The 22672-nt window shown below is 71.6% G+C and carries 20 protein-coding genes; 12 read left to right on the top strand and 8 right to left on the bottom strand.

Features of this window, described 5'->3' with window-relative positions:
* Nucleotides 1-20 precede the first annotated feature (20 nt).
* The 3 genes from A4E84_RS31520 to A4E84_RS31510 are packed head-to-tail and all read right to left on the bottom strand — an operon-like array spanning nt 21 to nt 3228.
* Entirely contained in the window at nt 21-884 is an 864-nt protein-coding gene (locus tag A4E84_RS31520; protein ID WP_062929798.1) for a carbohydrate ABC transporter permease, read from the bottom strand.
* Nucleotides 881-1882, bottom strand: a complete 1002-nt coding sequence (locus A4E84_RS31515; RefSeq protein ID WP_062929797.1) for a carbohydrate ABC transporter permease — start codon at nt 1880-1882, stop codon at nt 881-883. Before A4E84_RS31515 ends, A4E84_RS31520 begins: the two co-directional genes overlap by 4 nt.
* Entirely contained in the window at nt 1879-3228 is a 1350-nt protein-coding gene (locus tag A4E84_RS31510; RefSeq protein WP_062929796.1) for an extracellular solute-binding protein, read from the bottom strand. The genes A4E84_RS31515 and A4E84_RS31510 overlap by 4 nt, the downstream gene beginning before the upstream one ends.
* Nucleotides 3229-3679: 451 nt before the next feature.
* On the opposite strand from A4E84_RS31510, the gene A4E84_RS31505 reads away from it, so the two are divergent.
* The 8 genes from A4E84_RS31505 (at nt 3680) to A4E84_RS31470 (ending at nt 13510) form a co-directional block, all read left to right on the top strand.
* Entirely contained in the window at nt 3680-4693 is a 1014-nt protein-coding gene (locus A4E84_RS31505; protein WP_174569476.1) for a hydroxyacid dehydrogenase, read from the top strand.
* A gap of 508 nt (nt 4694-5201) precedes the next feature.
* Nucleotides 5202-6296: a LacI family DNA-binding transcriptional regulator gene (locus tag A4E84_RS31500; RefSeq protein ID WP_062929795.1), complete on the top strand. Its 1095-nt coding sequence runs from the start codon at nt 5202-5204 to the stop codon at nt 6294-6296.
* Between the two features lie 527 nt (nt 6297-6823).
* Entirely contained in the window at nt 6824-8161 is a 1338-nt protein-coding gene (locus tag A4E84_RS31495) for an ABC transporter substrate-binding protein (protein ID WP_062929794.1), read from the top strand.
* Nucleotides 8162-8169: 8 nt separating this feature from the next.
* The gene (locus A4E84_RS31490; RefSeq protein ID WP_062929793.1) at nt 8170-9054 is read left to right on the top strand and encodes a carbohydrate ABC transporter permease; all 885 of its coding nucleotides are present in this window, start codon (nt 8170-8172) and stop codon (nt 9052-9054) included.
* Entirely contained in the window at nt 9054-9968 is a 915-nt protein-coding gene (locus A4E84_RS31485) for a carbohydrate ABC transporter permease (RefSeq protein ID WP_062929792.1), read from the top strand. The genes A4E84_RS31490 and A4E84_RS31485 overlap by 1 nt, the downstream gene beginning before the upstream one ends.
* A 94-nt stretch (nt 9969-10062) precedes the next feature.
* Nucleotides 10063-11655, top strand: a complete 1593-nt coding sequence (locus A4E84_RS31480; protein ID WP_062929791.1) for a glycoside hydrolase family 43 protein — start codon at nt 10063-10065, stop codon at nt 11653-11655.
* A gap of 186 nt (nt 11656-11841) precedes the next feature.
* The gene (locus A4E84_RS31475) at nt 11842-12885 is read left to right on the top strand and encodes a LacI family DNA-binding transcriptional regulator (RefSeq protein ID WP_062929790.1); all 1044 of its coding nucleotides are present in this window, start codon (nt 11842-11844) and stop codon (nt 12883-12885) included.
* Nucleotides 12886-13084: 199 nt separating this feature from the next.
* A complete protein-coding gene (locus A4E84_RS31470; RefSeq protein WP_062929789.1) occupies nt 13085-13510 on the top strand; it encodes a helix-turn-helix domain-containing protein in 426 nt (141 codons plus the stop codon).
* A gap of 37 nt (nt 13511-13547) precedes the next feature.
* Here the strand turns inward: A4E84_RS31470 and A4E84_RS31465 are convergent, their stop codons facing one another.
* Together A4E84_RS31465 and A4E84_RS31460 are read right to left on the bottom strand one after the other, a co-directional pair.
* Nucleotides 13548-14087 (bottom strand): peptidoglycan-binding domain-containing protein, encoded by a 540-nt coding sequence (locus tag A4E84_RS31465; protein ID WP_062929788.1) that lies wholly within the window; start codon nt 14085-14087, stop codon nt 13548-13550.
* Between the two features lie 240 nt (nt 14088-14327).
* Entirely contained in the window at nt 14328-14981 is a 654-nt protein-coding gene (locus A4E84_RS31460; protein WP_062929787.1) for a ThuA domain-containing protein, read from the bottom strand.
* A gap of 154 nt (nt 14982-15135) precedes the next feature.
* Here A4E84_RS31460 and A4E84_RS31455 point away from each other — a divergent pair, with 154 nt between their 5' ends.
* On the top strand, nt 15136-15540 hold the full coding sequence (locus A4E84_RS31455) for a VOC family protein (protein ID WP_062929786.1): 405 nt from the start codon (nt 15136-15138) through the stop codon (nt 15538-15540).
* On the opposite strand, the gene A4E84_RS31450 is transcribed toward A4E84_RS31455, so the two are convergent.
* Nucleotides 15520-16209: a helix-turn-helix domain-containing protein gene (locus tag A4E84_RS31450; RefSeq protein ID WP_062929785.1), complete on the bottom strand. Its 690-nt coding sequence runs from the start codon at nt 16207-16209 to the stop codon at nt 15520-15522. The genes A4E84_RS31455 and A4E84_RS31450 overlap by 21 nt on opposite strands.
* A gap of 56 nt (nt 16210-16265) precedes the next feature.
* Nucleotides 16266-17201: an AraC family transcriptional regulator gene (locus A4E84_RS31445; RefSeq protein ID WP_062929784.1), complete on the bottom strand. Its 936-nt coding sequence runs from the start codon at nt 17199-17201 to the stop codon at nt 16266-16268.
* Between the two features lie 81 nt (nt 17202-17282).
* On the opposite strand from A4E84_RS31445, the gene A4E84_RS31440 reads away from it, so the two are divergent.
* A complete protein-coding gene (locus A4E84_RS31440; protein ID WP_062929783.1) occupies nt 17283-18152 on the top strand; it encodes an NmrA family NAD(P)-binding protein in 870 nt (289 codons plus the stop codon).
* Between the two features lie 13 nt (nt 18153-18165).
* Here the strand turns inward: A4E84_RS31440 and A4E84_RS31435 are convergent, their stop codons facing one another.
* Nucleotides 18166-19332: a YihY/virulence factor BrkB family protein gene (locus A4E84_RS31435; protein ID WP_062929782.1), complete on the bottom strand. Its 1167-nt coding sequence runs from the start codon at nt 19330-19332 to the stop codon at nt 18166-18168.
* A 110-nt stretch (nt 19333-19442) separates the two neighbouring features.
* Between A4E84_RS31435 and A4E84_RS31430 the strand changes: the two genes are divergently transcribed.
* Both A4E84_RS31430 and A4E84_RS31425 read left to right on the top strand, forming a co-directional pair.
* The gene (locus A4E84_RS31430) at nt 19443-21077 is read left to right on the top strand and encodes an acyl-CoA dehydrogenase family protein (RefSeq protein ID WP_062929781.1); all 1635 of its coding nucleotides are present in this window, start codon (nt 19443-19445) and stop codon (nt 21075-21077) included.
* A gap of 262 nt (nt 21078-21339) precedes the next feature.
* Nucleotides 21340-22617 (top strand): GAF domain-containing protein, encoded by a 1278-nt coding sequence (locus A4E84_RS31425; RefSeq protein WP_062929780.1) that lies wholly within the window; start codon nt 21340-21342, stop codon nt 22615-22617.
* The last annotated feature ends 55 nt before the right edge of the window (nt 22618-22672 follow it).

Below are 22672 nucleotides of genomic sequence, written 5' to 3'. Positions count from 1 at the left end.
GAAAGGTTCGGTAAAAGGTGCTACTTCAGGCCGGTCGTGGACATCCCGGCGACGAAACCGCGCTGCGCGATCAGGAAGATCAGCAGGATCGGGACGACGTACATCACGGAGGCCGCGGCCTGGAGGTTGGCGACCGGGGTGCCGGCCGAGGTGACGTATGTCGACATGACGGCGACGGCGAGCGTCGACTTGTCGGTCGAGAGCAGTAGCTGGGGCGCGATGTAGTCGCCCCAGCTCCAGGTGAAGGCGATCACGAAGCTCGCGGACAGCACCGGCCAGGACTGCGGCAGGAAGATGCGCCAGAAGATCGTGCCGTAGCCGCAGCCGTCGACGATCGCGGCCTCCTCCAGCTCCCGGGGCAGTCCGGCGAAGAACTGGCGGAACAGGAAGACGAGATAGGGAGCGGCGGCCAGGCCCCACAGCACCCACGGCCAGTACGTGTCGACCATGCCGAGCTTCGCGAAGATCAGGTAGGTCGGCAGCAGCGTGATCATCTGCGGCAGCATCATCGAACCGATGAGGATGCCGAAGAGCGTCTTCTTTCCCGGAGCCTCCAGCCGGGCGAAGCCGAAGCCGACCCAGGCGGAGCTGAGGGTGACGAGGGTGGCGTAGATGAGCGCGATGATCAGGGAGTTGCGGGCGTAGCCGAGGAAGTCGATCAGGTGGAAGGCGTCGGCGAAGTTGTGCCACTGGACGTGGCCGGGCAGCCAGTGCACGGGGGACGCGGCCAGTTCCGCGGGGGTCTTCAGGCCGCTGAGGACCAGCCAGCCGAAGGGGCCGACGAACAGGCCGGTGACGGCGACGAGGACCGTGTAGAGGACCAGGCGGTGGACGCGTATCCGCACCCGGGGCGCGGGGTCGGGGGGCAGACTGGTGGCGGTCACTTCTTCGCCTCCGGGTCGACGTTGTAGAACACCACGCCGGACGTGAACCTGAAGATGAGCCCGGTGGCGATGAGGATCAGGACGAAGAGCACCCACAGCAGTGCGGAGGCGTAGCCGTAGCGGCCGAGCGCGAAGTACTGCGAGAACACGTGCATCATGTAGAGGTAGTTGGACTGCGGCAGCGCGGTGACGCCCGCGGTCGTGCCGTCCGGGGTCAGCAGCAGCGGCATGATGGTCTGCACCGACGCGATCACACCGGTGACGGTCTGGAAGAGCAGCACCGGCGACAGCAGCGGCACGGTGATGCTGCGGAAGGTACGCCAGGCGCTCGCCCCGTCGATCCGGGCCGCCTCGTGCAGTTCGCGTGGCACGTCCTGGAGCCCCGCCAGAGAGATGATCATGACGTTGCCGGCGGCCCACAGCACACTCATCAACAGCACGTAGCGGGCGTAGGGGTCGGCGAGCCAGCCGAGGGCGTCGAAGCCGAAGAGGGTGAGGAAGCCGTTCGCGGCGCCCGAGTTCTGGTCGAAGAGCGCCTTGAAGGTGAGTCCCGCGCCCACCGGCGGCACCACTGCCGGCAGATACAGCAGCGTGCGGAACAACCCGCGTGCCTTGATCGGCCGGTTGACCAGGACGGCGAGCCCCAGCCCCGCGATGATCGACAGCGGCACCGACGTGATCGCGAACAGACCGGTACGGCCGAGGGACTTCCAGGTCTGCGGATCGGAGAACAGTTCGCTGTAGTTGCCGAGGCCGACGTACCGCCAGTGCGGCGAGATGCCGTCGTACGTGGTGAAGCTCAGCCACAGCGCGTACGCCATCGGCACGACGGTCAGCAGCAGGAAACCGATGATCCAGGGCGCGGTGAACAGGTAGAAAGCGCGATGCCTGCGGCCCGTCATGGAGATCCGGGGCCGCCCGGCCGGTGCCGTGCGGGCGGGACTCGGGGCGGGGCGGCGGCCCGGCCTCCCGGTGACGGGTATCTGCTCGACCGTCATCCCACCTGCTCCTTACCGCGCTTCAGCTGCTCGTTCATGACGGAGTTCAGGCGGCCCGCGAGGGCGTCGACGGACAGGTGACCGTTCATCGCGGCGGGCGCCTCCTGGTTGAAGAGGGCGTAGAGCGAGTCCGCCGAGGCGTAGGGCGTGAAGGCGATCACCGAGAAGTGCTTGAGCTCGGCGTTCTGCACCTTCAGCACCCGCTTCTGGTAGTCCTCCTGGGCGGGCATCAGCGGGCGCAGGGACTTCAGGGTGGGGATGCCCCAGCCGCCGGAGGCACGGGCCCGGGCCGGTCCCTCGCCGAAGAACCACTCGAAGACCCGCCAGGCCGCGTCCTTGTTCCTCGCCTGCTTCGGCATCCAGAATCCGGTGCCGGCCTGGCAGGGGCTGACCCGCCGGCCGCCCGCGAAGAGCGGGGCCGGCGCGAGGCGCGAGAGAGGCGCCAGCTTCTTGTCCGTGTTGATCAGGCCGCCGAGCCAGTAGCCCGAGTTGGACATGGCCATCCGGCTCGCCTGGTAGGTCGGACCGTCCCAGGCGTTGGGGTCAGGCTGGACGATGCTCGGCCCGACCCTGCTCCTGCCGTACTCGACGTACCAGTTCAGCGCCTTGCGGGCCTCGGGGGTCGTGAAGTCGATGCGGGAGAAGTCGTCGCTGAAGAGGCTGCCGCCGGCGGACGCCGTCAGGCTCGCCAGCAGGTTGGGGGTGAGCACGCCCTGGTAACTGCCGCCGAAGACGATCGTCTGGCCGTTCTTGCGCCGGGTGAGCCGCTCGGCGTTCTCCAGCCACTCCTCGTAGGTGACCGGCTCGGTCTCCGGCGGGTGGTCGACCCCCGCCCTGTCGAAGAGGGCGGTGTTGTACCAGTACATGGAGTCCTGGGAGAAGTCCTTCGCCATGCCGTAGCGGGGGCCCTTGCCCTGGGTGCGGCCGTCGTACCGCCACAGGTCGTTGACCGGATCGAGGTCACCGGCCTTGAGGACGCGGCTCCGGGCGAAGTAGGGGTCCAGGTCCTCCATCACGTCGCGGGCCGCGAAGTAGGGGGCGTCCGTGGCGCCGACGCCACGCACCAGATCGGGCGGCGCGCCGTTGGTCATCATGCCGATGAGCTTGGTGATGTCGTAGCGCACCGTGACGATCTTGACGCCGATGTCCTTCTGGGCCTGCCGGATCAGCTCCGGGGAGATGTCGTCGGGCTTGGCCATCACCGTGATGGTCTCGCCCGCGCCGCCGACACCGCTGGAGACCTGCATCGCACAGCCGCTCAGCGACGCCGCGCCGGTCGCGGCGCCGGCGGCCGAGAGGGCGAGGAATCGGCGGCGGCTCAGGGAAGCACCAGCATGTGGGTGCATGAACGCACCACCTCCTGCACTTGCTGTTCGAGATACCGGCCAAATGACGGATCACCGACCGGAGAAGGTCGCATGGCAACCGTGTGGCAACTGTCTGACAACCGGTTGTTGTGCGTGTGGCAGAGCTTCTTCCGGCCTGGATGACCCGTCAAGAGCCTGAACCGACTTTCGAAAAGACTTTGAGGTGGGGACGGACGGGAACCGGTTGCTACAGGGCTCTTCAGCACGGCAGTGACCCGAGGATGGGACACCCAGGGCTGACTCGTCGCCACCGAAACCGCAGTAATCGATTTCCGGAAACAGCGGCGGCACGGGGTCGCGGCCCGAGGGCGGACCCGCGTCGACGCCTGCACAGGTAGCCCCGGCCGGGCGATTGACCACCGCTTCCCGACAGATCTACGGTAGAAGACGCTTTCTGAAACTGTTTCTATCCCTCTGCTCCAGGAGAGTCATGCCCAGCCCTCAGCTGCCGCGGGCCGTGTTCGCGATGGACCCGGTGCACCTCCCGCTGCTCTTCCCTCCGCCGCTGATGGAGCGGCTGAGGCGCACGGCCGACATCGACCCCGGGCTGGTGGTGCGGGACTTCGCCGATCCGGCCGGCGCCGCCGCCCTGGCCTCCGCCGAGGTGCTGATCACCGGCTGGGGCTGCCCGCATCTGGACGCGGGGGTCCTCACGGCGGCCCCGGAGCTCGGCGCCGTGCTGCACGCGGCGGGCTCCGTCCGCTCCCTGGTCGGCGAAGCCCTGTGGGAACGCGGGGTCAAGGTGTCCAGCGCGGTGACGGGCAACGCCCTGCCGGTCGCGGAGTACACGCTCGCGATGATCCTGCTGCTGGGCAAGGACACCTTCGACCACCGCGAGCGCTTCCGCCGGACCCATGCCTACCCCGGCCCCGCCGAGACGGCGGCGACCGGCAACCTCGGCCGTCGCGTCGGCGTCATCGGCGCCTCACGCGTGGGCCGCCGCCTCCTGGAACTGCTGCGGCCCTTCGACCTCACCGTTCTGCTGCACGACCCGTACGTGAGCCCCGCCGAGGCCGCCGCCCTCGGTGCCGAGTCGCTGTCGCTGGAGGACCTCCTCCGACGCAGCGACATCGTGAGCCTGCACGCCCCGGACATCCCCGCGACCCATCACATGCTCGACCGCGACCGGCTCGCCCTGGTGCGGGACGGCGGCGTTCTCGTCAACACGGCCCGGGGTGCGCTGGTCGACCACGAGGCGCTCACCGACGAGCTGGTATCCGGCCGGCTGAACGCGGTGCTGGACGTCACCGACCCCGAGCCGCTGCCCGCGGGATCGCCGCTGTACCACCTGCCCAACGTGTTCCTCACCCCGCACATCGCCGGCTCCCTCGGCAACGAACTGGAGCGGCTCGGCCGCATCGTCGTCGAGGAACTGGAGCGCCTGGCGTCCGGCGTACCACCGCTCCACGAGGTGCGGCACGCGGATCTGGCGCGGGTGGCATGACATCGCCGCGGGGGGCCGTGACGCAGGTTGTCCACAGGCCCTCCAGCCTGGGGTAACGATGGGATACGGTTTCCGCACCGGTGGCTCAGGCGGCCGGGGTGATCGGCCTGATCGGTTCGATCGGCTCAGTGGGGCGTTGGCTCAGTGGGCGTTGGCTCAGTGGCGGTGGCTCAGTGGGGCGATGGGCAACGCCTCGGAAGGCGCTGGGGCGACGGGGTGGTCCGGTCGCGCACCGACGCGTCTGCGCGGCACGGCCCGGTGTTCCGGCACTCCCGGTCCGCCCGAGGCACCGCGGCCGGGCGCACCGAGGCGGGGCGACTGCCCCGGCCACCGGCCGCAAGAACCCGGCCCACCACAACCGGACACCGCACCACCCCGGCCGCACAACGGGCGGACCCCGCACCACCCGGCCGTCCCTCGGCCGGACCGCACCACCCGGCCCGCAAAGGACCGGTTCGCGACAACCGGACCCAACGGACCGGGTCACTACCGTGAAGGAGCCGCAAGGGTGAGTCAGCGCAAGGCGACGACGAGTGACGCCGGCCGGGCGACCATCCGTGACGTCGCGGAACGCGCGGGCGTCTCCGTGGCCAGCGTCTCCCGGGTGCTGTCCGGCAACTACCCGGTGTCGGAGGAGCTGCGCCGCCGGGTGATGAAGGTCGTCCGGGACCTGGACTACGTCACCAACGCCCACGCCCGTTCGCTGGCCGGCGGCGGCACACCGACGGTGGCGATCCTCATCAACAACATCACCGGTGCCGCCTTCGCCCACGTGGCGAAGGGCGTCGAGGGCGCCGCCACCCTGCGCGGCTGGCTCTCCCTGGTCGGCACGACCGGCGATGACCCCGAGCGGGAGCTCGCGCTGGTGAACCTCATGCGCCAGCAGGGCGTCGCCGCCGTGATCCTGCTCGGCGGCGCCTACGACTACGACGAGTACCAGCTGCGCATGGCCCGCTTCGCCCGCTCCCTGGACGCGGCCGGCTCGCATCTGGTCCTGGTGGGCCGGCCCCCGCTGGAGGGCGACGTCCCCGCGACGACCGTCGACTACGACAACGAGGGCGGCGCCTATGCGATGGCCAGCCACCTGCTCTCGGCCGGCCACCGCCGCGTCCTGGTCCTGCCCGGGCACGCCGAACTGACCACCGCCCAGGGCCGGTTGCGGGGCGCCCAGCGGGCCTTCGAGGCCTACGGGGTGCCGTTCGCCCCGGGGCTGGTACGGCACGGCCACTACGACTACGAGCACGGGTACGAGGCCGTCGAGACGGCGCTGCACGAGACGCCGGACTTCACCGCGGTGCTGGCCGGGACGGACGTGGTCGCCGCGGGTGCCATGCAGGCACTGCGCGCGGCGGGCCTGCGGGTTCCCGAGGACGTGTCGATCGTCGGCTACGACGACATCCCGCTGGCCTCGCAGCTCACACCCCAACTCACCACCGTGCACGTGCCGTACGAGGAGATGGGCCGGGTCGCGCTGCGGGCGGTGGCCGACCGGCGCGAGGGCGGCGCGGGCCGCCGCAAGAGCGCCGACGGCGACCATCTGGTGCTGGGTACCCATGTCGTGGTCCGCAACTCGGTCCAGCCGCCCGCCCCTCGCGGCGGATAGCCCCGCCCCGGGGGCGGCGGCTTCGTCCCCTGGGGCGAGGGGGCAGCCAGGAGCGGCTGGCCCCCCGGGTGGGGGGCTTTCGCCCCAGAGGTGACGACAACCCTCACCAGGAGTGGACGGTTACCCCCGCCCAGGCGCTTTCGTCTGCCTTAGCAGTAAGGGTTACGTAACCGGTTTCTCTCCCTCGTCGGGGCTCACACCGAGCCCCGTATCCACACCCCTCCGAGTCTCGGCACAACACGCCGACACCGCTCTGAGCTGCTCTGACGCGTCACGGCCCGAACCCCTTTCCCCCGCCCGCAGGGTCAACACCCCAGACCTTCCGCCATAACAAATTTCCGCGCACCTCTTGCTATGGACGGACACATCCGCCTACCGTCCCAGCAACCGCTTACTACAGCTTCCGCTTGGCCGAACCCCCCGCAACCGCGAGCCGACGTTTTTCCGGCCGCCGTTCCTGGCCGGCACCACGAGCCGCCGCCGTCCTCTCGCTCTGAGAACGCCCTATTCCGAAGGATCACGGTCAGATGAACTTCACCAGCCCCCGGAGAAGGTTCGCCTCCGCCGCTGTCGCGGGTATCGCGCTGACAGGTCTGCTCTCCGCCTGCGGCGGATCCGGCTCGGGCGACGACGCCGCGTCGAAGTCCGGCCCGGTCACGCTCCCCTTCTGGGGGTGGGCCAACGGCCAGGAGGCGGTCGTCAAGGCGTTCAACGCCTCGCACAAGGACATCCAGCTGAAGTACACGAAGGTCACCGACCAGCTGACCATGCAGAAGCAGCTGACCAACGCGGTCAAGGCCGGGAACGCCCCCTGTCTGGTGCAGAACACCGCCGAGTACGTCACGAGCTGGGTGTCGCAGGGCGCGCTCGCCGACATCACGAGTTACGTCGAGGGCGAGAAGGGCGAGTTCAACACCGGCGCCTGGGCGAGCGCGCAGGTGCAGGGCAAGCTCTACGGCGTGCCCACCAGCTCGGCGCCCCAGTTCACGATCTACCGCACGGACATCTTCGAGAAGTACGGCCTCGAGCCCCCGGCGACCTGGGACGACTTCATCGCCGCGGGCAAGGTCCTGAAGAAGCACAACATCAAGATCACCAACTACGCCGGTGAGGACCCGAGCACCCTGGAAGTACTCGCGATGCAGGCCGGGGCGCACTGGTACGCGATCGACGGCGACGCCTGGAAGGTGAACTTCCAGGACGAGGGCACCCTGAAGGCCGCGAAGGTGATCCAGGAAATCATCGACAACGACCTGAACGCCAAGCTGTCGTTCGCCGACTACGCGGCCGTGCAGCGCAGTTACGACAGCGGTGCCACCGCGACCCGGCAGATCTCCACCTGGCAGATGGCCGGCATGGTGCAGAACTTCACCAAGTCCTTCGGCGACTGGGCGCTGACCCCCTGGCCCGCGTACCGGGGCGAGGCGGCGAAGACGCCGGCCGGCACGAACCTGACCGGCGGCGTGACGCTGGTGACGAAGCAGTGCACGGACCAGAAGCAGGCGGCGCAGGCGGCCCTGTGGATGTCGACGAACCAGGACGCGGTCAAGACGATGGCGAGCCCGGAGACCGGCAACGGCGTGATGCCGGCACTGAAGGACAGCGGTTCCTACGTCGGCGAGTCGATCTCGCAGAAGCTGCTCGGCAAGAACTACGAGCCGGCACAGAAGGTCGTCACGGACAGCCTGGGGACCGTCACCACCGACTGGACCTTCGGGCCCAACTGGACGGCGATGTTCACCGAGCTCCAGGCGGGCTGGGCCAAGGTCGTCAACAAGGAGCAGAAGGTCACCGACCTGCTCGCGCACATGCAGGAGTGGACGGTCAAGGACCTGAAGTCCCGCGGTATCAGCGTCAAGGGCTGAGGCATTCGATGATTCGCTCCATGCGCTGGAAGGGTGCCGCGTTCACGGTGCCCTTCCAGCTCGGCTTCGTCTTTCTGTATCTGCTCCCGATCGGCTACGCCGTCTACGAGTCGCTGTTCACGGAGAAGCAGTCCGGGCTCGGTCTCGGAGGTGCGACGACGGAGTTCGTCGGGCTGGACAACTACACCCAGGGGCTGACGGACTCGGCGTTCATGAGCTCCATCCTGCGGGTGGTGCTCTTCGCCTGTGTCCAGATCCCGATGATGCTGCTGATCAGCCTGTTGCTGGCACTGTTCCTGGACGCGCTGACGTCCAGGGTGGCGAGCAGGTTCCGGATCGTGCTGCTGGTGCCGTACATGATCCCCGGCGTGGTCGCGGCGATCGTGTGGGTCAACCTCTACAGCCCGGACGTCGGCCCCCTCACCGCGATCGGCAAGTCCCTCGGGCTCGACTGGAACTTCTTCGCGCCGTCGATGGTGTGGCCGGCCATCGGCAACCTGCTGACCTGGCACGGCATCGGCTACAACATGGTGATCATCTACTCGGCGCTGCAGGGCGTGCCGCGGGAGCTGTTCGAGGCGGCCCGGCTGGACGGTGCCTCGGAGCTGCGGATCGCGCGGAGCATCAAGATCCCGTTCGTGCGCGGGGCGCTGGTGCTGACGGGTCTGCTGTCGATCATCCAGATGCTGCAGATCTTCAACGAGCCGGCGCTGTTCCGGAACATCACGCCGCAGACGGTCAGCGACAGTTTCACCCCGATCATGATCATCTACAACCAGGCGTTCAACGCGGGCAACTACAACTACGCGGCCGCCCTGTCGGTGCTGCTCGCCCTGATCCTGGGCGTCGCCTCCTTCCTCTTCTACCGGCTCACCTCGAAGGAGGCCGACTGATGACGCTGACCGAGCAGACCACCGAGCGGCCCGAAGTCCGCAGTGTCCGGAGGCTGACCCGGCCGGACCCGGCCTCCCGCGGGCGGGGCGGTCAGCGCTTCCTGCTCGTCGGGCTGGTGCTGGCCAGTTCCTACAGCCTGTTCCCGGTGTGGTGGCTGGTCGTGGCCGCGACCAAGGACCGTACGGCGCTGTACCAGAGCAACGGCCTGTGGTTCTCGGGCTGGCACCTGTGGGAGAACCTGCAGCAGGTGTTCACCTACCAGGACGGGATCTTCCTGCGGTGGACGGCCAACTCGTTCCTGTACGCGGGCGTGGGCTCGCTCGGCGGCACGCTGATCGCTCTCGCAACCGGATACGGTCTGGCCCGCTTCGACTTCCCCGGGCGTAACGCGATCTTCGCGTGTGTCGTGGGCTCGTTCCTGATCCCGATCGCGCTGCTGACACTGCCGCTGTATCTGCTGTTCTCCGCGATCGGCATGGTGGACACGCCGTGGGCGATGCTGATCCCCTGTCTGATCAACCCGTTCAGCGTCTACCTGGCCAAGGTGTACACCGAGGCGACGATCCCCTACGAGCTGCTGGAGGCCGCCCGGATCGACGGCGCCGGGGAGCTGCGGATCTTCTTCAGCATCGTGCTGCGGATGATGACGACGGGCGGCGCGACGGTGTTCCTGCTGGCCTTCGTGAACACCTGGAACGCCTTCTTCCTGCCGCTGACCGTGCTGCGCGGCAAGGAGAACTGGACGCTCAACCTCGGTCTCTACAACTGGACCGGTACCCGTCTGGAGTCCGGCATCGACCTGACCGGGCTGGTGCTGACCGGCGCGCTGCTGTCCATCGTCCCGATGGCGATCATGATGGTCGCGATGCGCCGCTACTGGCGCACGGGCGTGACGCTCGGCGCCCTCAAGTGATGCTCCTTCCCCCGTATCCCCCGACTCCTGGGGGCCGCAGGTGACCCTGACTCCCTGCGGCCCCCAGGGTGACCGACGCTCCGGGAGCCCTGGCGTGACCGTCCTGCGCAACCCCGTCCTCCGCGGCTTCGCCCCCGACCCGTCGCTGGTGCGGGTGGATGACTGGTACTACGTGGCGACCAGTTCCTTCGAGTGGTTTCCGACCATCCCGATTCACCGCTCCCGGGACCTGGCCCACTGGGAGTACGCGGGTCACGTCCGGGGAGCGGTTCCGCGGCACTCGCTGGCCGGTGTGCCCGACTCGGGCGGCGTCTGGGCCCCGTCGCTGAGCTGGGACGGGGAACGGTTCTGGGCGACGTACACCGTCGTGCGCTCGGTCGGCACCCCGTACTTCGACCTCGACACGTACGTCTCGACGGCCGCCCGGGTCGACAGCGTCTGGAGTGCTCCGCGCCGGGTCGCGAGCCATGGTTTCGATCCGGCCCTGTTCCACGAGGACGGCCGGCTGTGGCTGCTGAACCTGCAGAACGACCACCGGCCGGGGGGCGAGCGGTTCGCGGGGATCGTCGTGACGGAGCTGGACCGGGACACGCTGGAGCCCGTCGGCGGGACACGTCTGCTGCTCCGGCACGACCGGTTGATCGAGGGGCCGAAACTGCTGCGGCGCGACGGCTGGTACTACCTGCTGCTGGCGGAGGGCGGCACCGGCTGGGAGCACGGGGTGCGGGTGGCCCGCGGCAAGGAGCTGACGGGGCCCTACGAACTCGACGCACGGCCGCTGCTGACGACCCGGGACGACCCGGAGGTGCCCTTGCAGAAGGCGGGGCACGGCGAACTGGTGGAGACGCCGGACGGGCAGTGGCTGCTCAGCCATCTGACGGCCCGTCCGCTGCGCACCCCGCGGGGCCGCCGCTGCACGCTCGGCCGGGAGACCGCGATCCAGGCGGTGACCTGGGACGCGGAGGGCTGGCCCCGGCTGCGGCAGGGGGGCTGGCACCCCGCGGTCGAGGTCGACGTGGCGACGCGGCCGCACCCGCTGCCGCCGGCCGCACCGCCGGAGGATCTGTCCTGGCCGTGGAGCACCCTGCGCGAACCGCCGGACCCGTCCTGGGCCGACACCACGACCCGGCCGGGCTGGATCCGGCTGCGCGGCCGGCACGGGCCGGAGTCCCGGTGGGCGCCCGGCCTGCTCGCCCAGCGCGTCACCGAGCACCGTGCGGAGGCCGAAGTGACCGTCGAGGCACGGCCCGTCACCTTCACGCAGGCGGCCGGGCTGGTGCTCTGGTACAACCCCGAGGCGTATCTCGCCCTGGACCTGACGTGGGCGGAGCCGGAGGGCGAGCCGCAGCGCGGCCAGCAGTGGGACGGGACTCCCGGCCGTACGGTGCTCAGCCTCGTCGAACGCGACGAGGACGGCATGCGGCAGGCCGCTGTCGTCGACGTGTCGCCGGACGGGCCGGTGACGCTGGGGGTGACAGTGGAGGGGGCCGACGCGCGTTTCTGGTATGTACGCGACGGGGTGCGCGCGGCGGTCGGGCCGGCGCTGGACTTCGGCCGGCTGTCCGACGACCACGGCTCCCGGCTGCGGTTCACGGGAGCGATGGCGGGGATCCACGCCCGGGACCTCGTGGACGCGGCGTTCACGGCGGACTTCACCGGGTTTCGGCTGACCTGCACACCCTGCTGAGCGAGGTGTTCGGGGTTTCGAAAGTTTTGACCGGCGTCATGCGATGAATTCACTTCTCTTCCACCCGTCCTGTGCCGCACCTACAGTAGGAAGCGCTTTCTGCCCGGCGGTCCCCCGTGTCCGCCGTGCGCAGAGCTGGTCGAAACTTTCCACGGCCCTCGGGCGGGCCGGAGAGGTGGGTTCCCGATGGTCCGTACGGCGAGTGCGAGCGTGGCTGCCGGTCCGACGCTGGCGGTCGTGGCGCGCGAGGCGGGGGTATCGGTGCCGACCGCGTCGAAGGTGGTCAACGGCCGCGAGGACGTGGCACCGGAGACCCGCCGCCGCGTCACCGAGGCACTCGACCGGCTCGGGTACGTGCGCAGACCCCGCTTCGACGCGGCGAAGGCACCCCGGCTGGTCGATCTGGTCGTGCACTCGCTGGAGAGTTCCTGGTCGGGCGCGGTGCTGCACGGGGTGGAGGACGCGGCGCACGACGCGGGCCTGGAGGTCGTGGTGTCGGCGGCCCTGATCCGCTCCCGGGTCGGCCGCCCGGAGCGCGGCTGGCTCGACAAGCTGGTCGCCCGCGGTTCCTCCGGGGTCCTGTTCAACCTGGCCGAGCTCAGCGACTCGCAGTACGCGTGGCTGGAGCAGCACCGCATACCGTTCGTGATGATCGACCCGGTGCAGGAACCGCCGGAGGGCGTGGTGTCGGTGGGCGCCGCGACCTGGCAGGGCGGTCTGACCGCCACGGAGCATCTGCTGTCCCTGGGCCACGAGAGGATCGCGGTCATCGCCGGTCCACGGCGCACGATGTGCAGCAGCGCGCGGGTCGCCGGATACCGTTCGGCGCTCGCCTCGGCGGGGGTCCGGCACCGCGCCGAGTACGTCCGGCACGCCGGTTTCGACGAGAGCGTGGCCCACCGCCGCATGCTGGAACTCCTCGACCTGCCCGAGCCGCCGACCGCCGTCTTCGTCTGCTCGGACCGGATGGCGCTGGGTGTCTACGAGGCTCTGGCCGAAAGGGGGTTGGGGGTGCCGGACGACATCAGTGTGGTCGGCTTCGACGACCTGCCCGAGGCCCGCTGGGCCTCCCCCGCCCTGACCACCGTCCGCCAGCCGCTGTCCGAGATGGCCGCGACGGCCCTGCGGTCGCTGCTGCGCATGATGGACGGGCACCGTCCCGAGAGCACGCGCACCGAGCTGTCGACGCGGCTGGTGGAACGGGCGAGTACGGCGGCGCCGCGCGCGTAGCGGCTCCTCCCGGCCGCCTCGTCACCGACCGGCGCACAGGGCCGGCCCGTGGTCGTGCGGGCATCTGCCGCACACCCCTCGTGCGCGTCGCGCGCCCGCCATTGGGGGGAACTGGCCGGGACGGGCCGGCGTCGAACGGTGCGGTGGGGAGGGGCCGGTGTCCGGGGGCGGGGCGGCGGCGAGCTGTGGGGGGACGACCATGACACGCTGGCGGCCGCTTCCGGACGTACTGCCGAGGGAGGCGCGGCACCTGGTCGAGCAGCTGCGGGCCCTGAAGGACCGCACCGGGCTGAGCCTCGCCGAGCTGGCCCGGCGGACCGCTTACAGCAAGTCGTCGTGGCAGCGGTATCTCAGCGGGGCCAAGCAGCCGCCGCGGGGAGCGGTGCAGGCGCTGTGCCGGGTGGCGGGGGCCGACCAGGCGCGGCTGCTGGCGCTGTGGGATCTGGCCGACACGACGTGGCCCCACGGGGTGCCGGTGGCGGCCGGGCCCGCGGGGCCGATGGCGGACGCGCCGCCGGCCGGTGCCGAGTACCGGCGCTGGCGGGCGGCGGCCCTGGTGTCGTTCGGGGTCATCGTCGTGCTGCTGGCCGGGCTGTTGTGGATGCTGCCCTCGGGGAGCGGGTGACCGTCACGGCCGGCCGCTCCCCCGGCGGCGGTGCGGCTCAGCCGACCGTGCGGTAGTGGGCGTACTTCCACGGCCCGACGTTCTTCAGCTTCACCTGGTACTTGCCGCCCACGCGCTTGAAGTTGACGTTCCGCACGAGGCCCTTGTACTGGACGATGTTGCCCGGGAGGCTCTGGAGCCGGGTCTGGGCGAAGTCCCAGCTCTCGCTGTCGACGGTGCCGTCGGTCTCGGGGAGGTTGTGCCGGCTCTGCCACCACTGGGTGGCCGACTCGGTCTCCGGACCGAAGGAGCCGTCGATCCGGCTCTTCCTGAAGGGCTGCCACTCGCCCTCGTCGTCCTCCCACTCGGCGCCGTCCGCCCACAGCACGGTCTCCCACAGGGCGACGGCGTTGCCCCGGGAGTAGGCGTCGACGCCGAGGTTCTCCTCGTCCTCCCAGTCGTTGGTCACGGCACCCTTGCCGTCGATGCCGAAGTAGGCGGGCGCGGCGTTCGCCGCCGGAGCCAGGGCGATGCCCATCCCCCCGGCCCCCAGCATCATGGCCGTCGCCATCGCCACGGCCCGATTGCGCATGCTCATGCGATTGTCCTTTCCGAACCGCCGTCCCCCGGCGGGTTTCCCCTGGGGCGGCCCGTCTCGTCTGGCACGGCACAGCCTCACGGGCCGGCGGCACCCGCGGCGAGCCCTGCCGGCGTCCCCGGACCGCCCTGGGACGGTTCACGCGCGGTGCGGCGGCGTCCCGGCCGGGGGCGGGCCGCCGGGGAACCGCCCGGGCCGGGGGCCGACGGCGGTAGGCGCGGCAGCGGCGTCCTGGCGCGGTCAGGGCGGTGGGAGCCGGGCCGCCCAGGTGATGCCGCCCAGGAGGTGGGCGCGGAAGGCCGGGTCCTCGTAGGCCTCGCGGGCGTGGCCGAGGGCCGTGTAGAAGACCCGGCCCTGGCCGTGGTCGCGGCACCAGACCAGCGGATGGTCGGCGCCCATGCCGCCGCCCTCGTAGGAGGACTCGTCGGCGGTGGCCAGGACGCGGACCCTGCCGCGCGGGTTGGTACGGAAGTCGTACCACTCGTCGGTGAAGTCCCAGACGGCGGGCAGGTGCCGGGTCGCCGGATGGTCGTGGTCCTCGACGACGGCCTTGCCCGGCTGGTGGAGCGGGTGCCGGGCGAACCGCGCGCCCAGCAGTCCGCCGTAGTACGGCCAGTCGTACTCCGTGCAGGCGGCCGCGTGCACGCCCACGAAGCCGCCGCCCGACTCCACGTACGCGGCGAGCCGTTCCCGCCCGGCCGGGGTGAGGATCTCGCCGCTGGTGGAGAGGAACACCACGGCCGCGTAGGCCTCCAGGGGCTGTTCGAGGGCGGCCGGGTCCTCGGTGGCGTGGACCTCGAAGTCACCGAGGGTGCGCAGGGCGGCGATGCCGGCCGGGATGGAGTCGTGCCGGTAGCCGGTGGTGCGGGTGTGGACGAGCAGTCGCGGCGCCATGGGATCCGAACCTAGGAGATCGGGGGCCTGAGGGGAGGGCCGTGTGGCGACCGAAATTTTCGGGCCGGGCGCAGTGGGCGGGCACCCGAGGGGTCCGGTCGGGGCGTCCGTTTTCTTCAAGACCGGGCGATGCCGGCCTGCCTACGGTGGCTCCATGACTGCACGATTCGATGCCATCGGCCTGGTCGTCTCCGACATGGCCGCCTCCGTCGCGTTCTACCGCCGGATCGGGTTCGCCTTCCCGGACGGCGCCGAGAACCAGCCTCATGCCGAGGCGGAACTGCCCGGCGGGCTGCGGCTGTTGCTCGACACCGAGGAAACGGTCCGCTCCTTCCTGCCCGGTTGGCAGCCACCCGCCGGCGGTGGCCGGGCCTCGCTGGCCCTGCGCTGCGACGGACCGGAGGAGGTGGACGCGCTGTACGACGAGTTGGTCGGCTCGGGCTGTGAAGGCGAGCTCAAGCCGTGGGACGCCTTCTGGGGCCAGCGGTACGCCGTGGTGCACGACCCGGACGGCAACGGGGTGGACCTGTTCGCCCCGCTAGCCGCCGCGGCCGAGTAGCTCACCCAGCGGCAGACCCGCCAACTCCCTCACGTCGCGGGCCAGATGGGCCTGGTCGGCGTAACCGGCCCGGGCGGCCGTCTCCGCGAAGGGCACACCGGCCCGGGCCAGTGCGAGGGCGCGGCGCAGCCGCAGGATGCGGGCCAGGGTCTTGGGGCCGTAGCCGAAGGCGGACAGCGAACGGCGGTGCAACCGGCGGGCTCCCACGCCGAGTTCGTCAGCGGTGGCGGCGACCGGACGGCCCGCGTCGAGGGCGGTGACGATCTGCCGGAGCAGCGGGTCGGGGGATTCCGCACCGGCCGCCAGCCGCAGCGCCAGCTCCTCCAGGCCGCTCGCCGGGTCGGGGGCCGCGTTCACCCGGTCGGACATGCGCCGCACCTGCGGGGCCGGCCACAGGTCCGCGAGCTCGACGCGCCGGTCGCGCAGTTCGTGCGCCGGCACGCCCAGGAGCGTGGGGGCCGTGCTCGGGTAGAAGCGGACACCGGCCCAGGGGCCGGTCACACCGTCCGGGAGGTAGGCGCGGGTGTCGGGCCCGGCGACCATCAGCCGCCCGTCGTGCCACAGCAGATCCATGCACCCGTCGGGCAGGACCCGCCCCACCCCGGTCCGCGACGGGGTGTTGGTCCACACGACCGCCCCGGGCAGCCGCGACGCCCGCTCCACGTACACGAGGGCCAGGCTACGCCGTGCCGCGGCGACGGGCGCGAGGATCAGTGCCGGTGCCGCTACGCCGCCCGCCCCCGGTACTCCACCGGGCTCACCCCGTACACGCGCTTGAACGCCGTCGACAGGGCGAAGGCGCTGCCGTAGCCCACCCTGCGGGCCACCGCGTCGAGGGTGTCGGCGGAGTCGCGCAGGCGGTCGGCGGCGAGGGCGAGGCGCCAGCCGGTCAGGTGGGTCATCGGGGGTTCGCCCACCAGGGCGGTGAAGCGGCGGGCCAGCGCCGCTCGGGACACCCCGGCCTTCGCGGCCAGCGAGGCGACGGTCCAGGGGTGGGCCGGGTCGTCCTGGAGCAGGCGCAGCACGCCGCCGACGACCGGGTCGGCGAGGGCCCGGTACCAGGCCGGTGCCTCCGCCTCGGGGCGTGCGAACCAGGCCCGCAGCGCGGCGATGACCAGCAGGTCCAGCAGCCGGTCCAGGACGACCTCCTGCCCCGGCTCGTCCCGGACGATCTCCTCGGTGAGGTACGGAGTGAGCGGGCAGTCCCACACCTCGGACGTGAGGCTGAGCAGCGGCGGCAGGGCGTCCAGCAGCCGTCCGCCGGCCTCGCCCCGCATCGGGTAGGTGCCGATCAGCATCACGGTGTCCCCGTCGAGCCGCTCGCCCCAGGTACGCACGCCCAGGTCCATGGAGCCGTTGAGGGGCCGTCCGTCGGGGTAGCGGCACTCCTGGTGCGGCAGGATCACCGCCTGCGGTGCCGTGCCGGGGGCGTCGGCGCAGGTGTACGGGTCCGGGCCGCGGGCGATGGCGAGGTCCCCGGCCTTCAGGCACGTCTGCTCGCCCCGGTCGGGGACGATCCAGGCCTCGCCGCGGACGACGAGCATCACGGTGAGCGGGGCCCGGTCCTCCACGCGTACCGCCCACGGCGGGTCGAAGCAGGCCCTGATCATGAACGCGCCCCGCGCGCGGGGCCCCTCCAGCAGACCGGCAATGGGGTCCATGCGGCCAGCGTAGACGCGGGCGCATGGGAATGAGCCGTTCAGCGATGGTTCCGTGCGGCGTACGGCAGTTGACTCGACGGCATGACGAACACGGCGGACAACGCGACACGGAACACTGCACGGAACACACAGGTCAGGACGGTGGTGGTGACGGGGGCCACGGGGCGTACCGGGAGCCGGGTGGCGCGGGCCGCGAAGGCGGCCGGGCTCACGGTCCGGGCGGCTTCACGGGCGACGGGCTTCGACTGGTGGGACGCCTCGACCTGGGCGGACACCCTGCGCGGCGCCGACGCGGCGTACCTCGCCCACCCCTCGGACGTCGGCGCCCCCGGTGCCTCGGAGGTGGTCGGCGCGCTCGCACAGGAGGCGGTCGGGCTCGGGGTGCGGCGGCTGGTGCTGCTGTCCGCGCGGGGCGAGGACCAGGCCCTGCCCACCGAGGAGGCACTGCGCGCCTCGGGGGCGGCCTGGACGGTGGTGCGGGCGGCCTGGTTCGCGCAGAACTTCAGTGAGGGGCCGCTGGTGGCGGAGCTGCGGGAGCGCGGCGAGCTGGTGTTCCCGGCCGACGAGGTGCGCGAGCCGTTCCTCGACGTGCGGGACATCGCGGACGTGGTGGTGAGCGTGCTGACCTCCGGCGACCGGTATGCGGAGCGGGTCCTCACCCTCTCCGGGGCCCGGCTGCTGACCTTCGGGGAGGCTGTCGCGGAGATCGCCGGGGTGACGGGGCGCCCGCTGACGTACCGGGCCGTCTCGACGCGGGACTACGGCGAGGCGCTGGCCGGGTTCGGGGTGCCGCCGGAGGAGGTGGCGGGGATGACGGAGATCTTCGGCACGCTCCTCGACGGCCGCAACGCGCATCTCTCGGACGGCGTGCGTGAGGTGCTGGGCCGGGCGCCCCGGGACTTCGGCGACTTCGTGCGCGAGGAGGCCGCGGCCGGGACCTGGCAGGCCTGAGGGCCGACGCCCGTCACCGGTCCTCGGGCGGGGGCCCCTCCCCGTTGACCTGGGAGCTCTTCAAGTGGCTGTTCTTCACGTGGGTGCTCTTCACATGGGTGCGCAGGCGGGCCGACACGTCCTCCGGCGGCAGGAAGCGGGACCAGCGCTCCGGGAACTCGGAGGGCATGTCCGGGTCGGCCTCGCCCGCGGCACTGGCGCGGGCGACGTACTCGGCGACCTGGGCCTGCCGCAGCCGCTCGTTGGCCTCGCGGGCCGCGGCCGTCGCGGCGGCCGGCCAGACCCGGTCGATGGCGGCGTTGACCGCGGCCCCGACCAGGACGGCGAACGCGGACACACCGATCCACAGCAGCACGGCGACGGGCGCGGCGAGGGAGCCGTAGATCGTGGGGCCCTCGACGGTGCTGGTCAGGTAGATCCGCAGCAGGAAGCTGCCGAGCACCCACATGCCGAGGGCGACCAGCGCGCCGGGCACGTCCTCGATCCACGGGGAGCGGACCGGGACGGACACGTGGTACAGCGTCGTCAGGAAGGCGATCGACAGCAGGATCACCGTGGGCCAGTACAGGACCTGTACGACCGTCGTCGACCACGGCACGATCCGCACCACCGCGTCCGGCCCGGCCACCATCAACGGCAGCGCGACCGAGCCGATCAGCAGGGCCACGATGAACAGCAGGAAGGCCATCAGACGGGTCTTGACGATGCCCCGGACACCGTCGAGGCCGTACATGACGGTGATGGTGTCGATGAAGACGTTCACCGCGCGGGAGCCCGACCACAGGGCGAACAGGAAGCCGATGGAGATGACGTCGGGCCGGCCGCCCTTCATCACGTCGTGCAGGATCGGCTGGGCGATCTCGCGGACGCCCTGGTCGGACAGGACCGTGCGGGAAGCCTCCAGGAGGTTGGTCTGGAGGCTCTGGATGGTGTCGGCACCGGTCCAGGCGTCGACGTAGCCGAGCAGTCCGATCATGCTGAGCAGCAGCGGCGGCACCGACAGCAGGGTGAAGAACGCGGCCTCGGCCGCGAGGCCCAGGATGCGGTACTCGACGCAGGAGTTGACGGTGTCCTTGAGCAGCAGCCAGGCGGTCCTGCGCTTGGAGACGTTCCGGTAGAGGGCTCGCGCGCGGTGGAGGCGCCCGGAGGGTGTGTCGGAGGTTTCACTTGCTGGCTGCACCCCCTAACGGTATCCGCCGTGCCCGGCCCCACTCACCCACAGTCCGGGTCTTCGCGGGCCGGGCCGGGTCCGCTGGTGACCGAGGTGCTGCCGCGGGGTACTTTCGCAGCATGGCAGGCAGCACGCACACCGTGACGAACCAGGTCCCGCCGCTGGTCGGGTACGACGTCTTCTCCGCCGACCGGGCCCTGGCCGACGCGGTCGCCCGGCATCTGGATCCGGACCTGCGCGAGGAGGTCCTCGGCGAGCTGACGGCGCTGGGCCGCACCTCCGGCTCGGCGCAGGTGCAGGACTGGGGCAGGCTGGCCAACGAGAACCCGCCGCGGCTGCTGACGCACGACCGGTACGGCAACCGCTCCGACGAGGTCGAGTTCCACCCGTCCTGGCACCGGCTGCTCGGCAAGGGCGTCTCGGCGGGCCTGACGGCGGCGTGGGGCCGGCCGGCCGGGCATCTGCGGCGGGCCGCCGCCTTCGTGGTGTGGACGCAGGTCGAGGCCGGCAACGGCTGCCCGCTGTCGATGACGCACGCCGCGGTGCCCGCCCTGCGCACCGACCCGGAGCTGGCCGCCGAGTGGGAACCGCGGCTGACGTCCATGGTCTACGACCAGGAACTGCGGCCGGCGCACCACAAGGCCGGGGCGCTGTTCGGGATGGGGATGACGGAGAAGCAGGGCGGCAGTGACGTCCGGGCCAACCGCACGTCGGCACGGCCCCTGGCCGAGGACGGGACGTACGAGCTGACCGGCCACAAGTGGTTCTGCTCGGCGCCCATGTCCGACGGTTTCCTGGTGCTGGCGCAGGCTCCGGGCGGGCTGACCTGCTTCCTGGTGCCGCGGGTGCTGCGGGACGGCACGCGCAACGTGTTCCGGATCCAGCGTCTCAAGGACAAGCTGGGCAACCGGTCGAACGCCTCCGCCGAGGTCGAGTTCGACGGGACCTGGGCGCGCCGGGTCGGCGAGGAAGGGCGCGGGGTGCGCACCATCATCGAGATGGTCGCGGCGACCCGGCTCGACTGCGTGCTCGGCTCCGCCGGGCTGATGCGGCAGGCGGTGGCGCAGGCGGTGCACCACTGCACGTACCGCGAGGCGTTCGGCGGGAAGCTCGTGGACAAGCCGCTCATGCGCAATGTCCTCGCCGACCTGGCGCTGGAGTCGGAGGCGGCGACGGCCCTGGCGCTGCGGCTCGCGGCGGCCTGGGACGACGGCGGCGAGCAGGAGCGGGCGCTGCTGCGGATCGCGGTGCCGGCCGCCAAGTACTGGGTGACCAAGCGGTGCCCGCCGGTTGCCGTGGAGGCGGCGGAGTGCCTCGGCGGCAACGGGTACGTGGAGGAGTCCTTGATGCCGCGGCTGGTGCGCGAGTCGCCGCTGAACTCGATCTGGGAGGGCGCGGGCAACGTCCAGGCGCTCGACGTGCTGCGGGCGTTGCAGCGGGAGCCGGGCGCGCTGGACGCGTATCTGCGGGAGGTCGGGCAGGCGCGGGGCGCCGATCACCGCCTGGACGGGGCGATCAAGGACCTGCTGACCGAACTCGCCGACCTGGAGGGCGTGGAGGGGCGGGCGCGACGGCTGGCGGAGCGGCTCGCGCTGGTGCTCCAGGGCTCGCTGCTGGTCCGTTTCGCGCCGCCGCAGGTCGCCGACGCGTTCTGCGCGGGGCGGCTCGGCGGCGACGGGGGGGCCGTGTTCGGGACGCTGCCGCACACGCTGGATCTGGCGTCGGTGGTGGAGCGGGCGCGGCCGGTGTCCTGATCCGGGCGGCCGTCGCAACGCGGATGCGAAAGAGCGGGGGTGGTGCTGCGCCGACACGGCACCACCCCCGCCGCACTGGCCCGTTCGAGCCGCTGAACACCGCTCGGGACGGCGCCGCTCAAGTTTCGGACACGGCCGGGCCGTCCACCAGGGTTGCAGGGGGTTGCAACTTGCTGACTGTGTGCGGAGTGTGCGCGCGCCACCGGGGGCAGGCGGCACTATGAGACGCACAGTCAGAAGCGACTCCGGGGGGCGCACGCGTATGGACGTCACGCACTTGGCCGCCGTCGACAGCACGCGCGCGGCCCGGGTTCTCCAGCAGGTCCGCTCGGCGCGGCTGGCCGGGCAGCCCGCTCCGGTGGCGCCGCGTCCGGTGATCGAGAGGTCCTGGGAGCGGATGATGCGCAGCGGTGTGGATCCGGACCACGACGTGCGGGCGGATCCACTGTCCCGCGAGGAGGTGCAGCGCAGGCGCGAGACGTCGGTTTTGCGCCATGTGCTGCCGGTGCTCCGGGAGGGGCTGCTGGCGGCCGGGGACGTCGCCCACCACATCATGGTGGTGGCCGACGAGGACGGCCGGGTGCTGTGGCGCGAGGGCAGCCCGCCGGTGCTGCGCAAGGCCGACGGGCTGGGTTTTGGACTCGGCGCGGACTGGCGTGAGGACGTCGTCGGCACGAACGGTCTGGGGACCCCGGCGGTGGTACGCCGGCCCGTGCAGGTCTTCGCCTCCGAGCACTTCGTGCGCTCCCAGGCCGGCTGGACCTGCGCGGGCGCTCCTCTGACGGATCCGCGGGACGGCCGGCTGCTCGGCGTGGTGGACGTGAGCGGCCCGCTGGAGACGATGCATCCGGCCACGCTCGCCTGGGTGGGCTCGGTGGCCCGGCTCGCCGAGGCCCGGCTGCGGGAGATGCACTCGGAGTCGCTGGAGCGGCTGCGGGCGGTGGCGGCGCCGGTGCTGGCCCGGCTCGGCGGCCGCGCCCTGGTCGTCGATCCGGACGGCTGGACCGCCGCGGTCAGCGGGATGCCGTACGCGCGGCGGGTGGCACTGCCGAAGTCGCTGTCGCCGGGCCCGAGATGGCTGCCGGCGCTCGGGCTGTGCTCGGTGGAGCCGCTGGCGGAGGGCTGGCTGGTGCGGGCAACCGAGGACGAGCCGGTGCCGCGTGGCCCGGCCCGGATCGTGCTGGACCTCAGGCAGGCGCGGCGCTGGTCGGTGGAGGTGCTCGGCGGGGCGGGCTCCTGGACCCGGGAACTGAGCCCGCGGCACGCGGAGTTGCTGTACCTCCTGGCGGTCCACCGCTCCGGCCGCAGCGCCTCGGGCCTGGCCGGGGACGTGTTCGGCGACCCGGCCCGCACGGTGACGGTGCGTGCCGAGATGTCGCGGGTGCGGCGGTATCTGGGGGCGTTCCTGGAGCACCGGCCGTACCGGTTCGCCGAGGACGCCGAGGTGGAGGTGCTGCTCCCGGACGATCCGCGGGATCTGCTGCCGCACTCGACCGCGCCGGCGGTGAGCGGGCGGCGCGGATCCGCAGCGGCGCCCTGAGGTTCACCGCGAGTGCCGTACAAGGCGCCCCGAGGGGTGCATCTTTCGCATATTT

The organism is Streptomyces qaidamensis (assembly GCF_001611795.1).
Classification (GTDB): domain Bacteria; phylum Actinomycetota; class Actinomycetes; order Streptomycetales; family Streptomycetaceae; genus Streptomyces; species Streptomyces qaidamensis.
The sequence above is the reverse complement of the archived record's forward strand: the minus strand, read 5'-3'. Positions and strand labels throughout refer to the sequence as shown.

Bases quoted from the DNA above. Each gene is read 5' to 3' on its own strand.
- A4E84_RS31515 (WP_062929797.1), bottom strand. From the start codon at position 1,882: ATGACGGTCGAGCAGATACCCGTCACCGGGAGGCCGGGCCGCCGCCCC.
- A4E84_RS31510 (WP_062929796.1), bottom strand. From the start codon at position 3,228: ATGCACCCACATGCTGGTGCTTCCCTGAGCCGCCGCCGATTCCTCGCC.
- A4E84_RS31505 (WP_174569476.1), top strand. From the start codon at position 3,680: ATGCCCAGCCCTCAGCTGCCGCGGGCCGTGTTCGCGATGGACCCGGTG.
- A4E84_RS31495 (WP_062929794.1), top strand. From the start codon at position 6,824: ATGAACTTCACCAGCCCCCGGAGAAGGTTCGCCTCCGCCGCTGTCGCG.
- A4E84_RS31490 (WP_062929793.1), top strand. From the start codon at position 8,170: ATGATTCGCTCCATGCGCTGGAAGGGTGCCGCGTTCACGGTGCCCTTC.
- A4E84_RS31485 (WP_062929792.1), top strand. From the start codon at position 9,054: ATGACGCTGACCGAGCAGACCACCGAGCGGCCCGAAGTCCGCAGTGTC.
- A4E84_RS31475 (WP_062929790.1), top strand. From the start codon at position 11,842: ATGGTCCGTACGGCGAGTGCGAGCGTGGCTGCCGGTCCGACGCTGGCG.
- A4E84_RS31470 (WP_062929789.1), top strand. From the start codon at position 13,085: ATGACACGCTGGCGGCCGCTTCCGGACGTACTGCCGAGGGAGGCGCGG.
- A4E84_RS31465 (WP_062929788.1), bottom strand. From the start codon at position 14,087: ATGAGCATGCGCAATCGGGCCGTGGCGATGGCGACGGCCATGATGCTG.
- A4E84_RS31460 (WP_062929787.1), bottom strand. From the start codon at position 14,981: ATGGCGCCGCGACTGCTCGTCCACACCCGCACCACCGGCTACCGGCAC.
- A4E84_RS31455 (WP_062929786.1), top strand. From the start codon at position 15,136: ATGACTGCACGATTCGATGCCATCGGCCTGGTCGTCTCCGACATGGCC.
- A4E84_RS31445 (WP_062929784.1), bottom strand. From the start codon at position 17,201: ATGGACCCCATTGCCGGTCTGCTGGAGGGGCCCCGCGCGCGGGGCGCG.
- A4E84_RS31440 (WP_062929783.1), top strand. From the start codon at position 17,283: ATGACGAACACGGCGGACAACGCGACACGGAACACTGCACGGAACACA.
- A4E84_RS31430 (WP_062929781.1), top strand. From the start codon at position 19,443: ATGGCAGGCAGCACGCACACCGTGACGAACCAGGTCCCGCCGCTGGTC.
- A4E84_RS31425 (WP_062929780.1), top strand. From the start codon at position 21,340: ATGGACGTCACGCACTTGGCCGCCGTCGACAGCACGCGCGCGGCCCGG.